Source organism: Novosphingobium sp. CCH12-A3 (assembly GCF_001556015.1).
GTDB classification, from domain to species: Bacteria; Pseudomonadota; Alphaproteobacteria; order Sphingomonadales; family Sphingomonadaceae; genus Novosphingobium; species Novosphingobium subterraneum.
This window is the reverse complement of sequence record NZ_LSIA01000087.1, coordinates 1-886: the sequence shown is the minus strand read 5'-3', so window position 1 is coordinate 886 and position 886 is coordinate 1. Positions and strand designations below refer to the sequence as shown.

2 protein-coding genes are annotated in these 886 nt (G+C 54.4%); one reads left to right on the top strand and one right to left on the bottom strand.

Annotation, left to right across the window (positions count from 1 at the left end; translation table 11 throughout):
* Positions 1-3 precede the first annotated feature (3 nt).
* Entirely contained in the window at positions 4-276 is a 273-nt protein-coding gene (locus AX703_RS06730) for a hypothetical protein (RefSeq protein WP_062343381.1), read from the bottom strand.
* Here AX703_RS06730 and AX703_RS28830 point away from each other — a divergent pair.
* Positions 275-856 carry a DUF4402 domain-containing protein gene (locus tag AX703_RS28830; RefSeq protein ID WP_082734460.1) on the top strand — a complete coding sequence of 194 codons (582 nt, stop codon included), beginning with the start codon at positions 275-277 and terminating at the stop codon, positions 854-856. The two genes, AX703_RS06730 and AX703_RS28830, sit on opposite strands and share 2 nt — an antisense overlap.
* Positions 857-886: the final 30 nt, after the last annotated feature.

Here is an 886-nt window from a genome sequence, read left to right as displayed (position 1 = left end):
CGATCAATGAATCACCATCGACACCGAAACTCCATCGGTTTTTGCGGGTGTCCAGATAGAAATCAGTGCGGGGAGCGGAGCGTCCGCTTTGATCTCAGGGAGCGCAGTAAGGCTCACCAATAGTCCTGCCAACTTCATTGTTTCAATATCCTGTAATGGCAATCCAAATTGCGACACTAGCAATGTGATTGTCACGTTAACGCCGTCAGGAAGCGCCCAGGGTCGGATTGGGTCCATCTCTGCTGTCACGGCATCAGCCGGGTCGGCAACAGTCATGAGTACTACACCTTTAGGAAATTCGACCGAAGTTGTAATTGGGCCAATTGGCCGAAATGGCAGCAAGACACTGCAACTCGGTTATACTATCTCAATTTCCGGCAACGAGGCCTCCGCTTCAACAGGATCCGCAACTGCAAGTCTGCTTGTTACAGCATCAAGGCCCAGCTCCGGAGGCTCGAGCTCAATGAGTGGAACGGTCGTTGCCACGGTGATCAGACCGGTGACCATTGGCAAGGTTGCAGATCTCCAATTCGGGAGCATCACCCGACCGGTAACCGGATCCGGTACAGTTTCAATCGATGGCACGGGGACAGTATCGGTAACCGGCACCGGTGTACGGCGGTTGCCTGTCCTAACGCCGACTACAGCCCAATTTGCCATTACAGGGGAAGGAGGGCAGGCCATCAGTGTAAATGTCCCTCAGAATTTTTCGTTGTCCGGACCAAACGGGTCGCTCATCGTCAACACGACATCGATCGGTGCCGGTAACGTCACTCTACCTGGGAATCTCGGGTCCAGTGGACAAAGCGCCGTCATCGTTGGCGGATTGATGGTGACGTGCTCCCCTGAAATGTGACCGCCCGATGGTAGAGTCCGACCGTGAAGG